Source organism: Frateuria defendens, assembly GCF_001182895.1.
Taxonomy (GTDB): domain Bacteria; phylum Pseudomonadota; class Gammaproteobacteria; order Xanthomonadales; family Rhodanobacteraceae; genus Frateuria_B; species Frateuria_B defendens.
Genome location: NZ_LFQR01000230.1, coordinates 1 through 240 on the forward strand (window position 1 = coordinate 1; position 240 = coordinate 240).

Annotated in this window: 1 pseudogene; it reads left to right on the forward strand. The window is 67.5% G+C overall.

Annotated elements, in window-relative coordinates:
- Positions 1–240 (forward strand): annotated as a pseudogene (locus ACH65_RS18065) (IS3 family transposase); the annotation flags it as partial.

Below are 240 nucleotides of genomic sequence, written 5' to 3' on the forward strand. Positions count from 1 at the left end.
GCGACTGGGTCTCGGCCGCCGGCAAGTGGCCGAGAGCCTGCGCCGACAGGGCTTGCGCGCGAAGGCGGCGCGCAAGTTCAAGGCGACGACGAACTCGAACCATGCGCTGCCGGTGGCCGACAACCTGCTGCAACAGGACTTCAGGGCGCAGCGTCCGAACCAGGTGTGGGTCTGCGACATAACCTACCTCGGCACCGACGAGGGCTGGCTGTATCTGGCGGTGGTGCTGGACCTGCACTC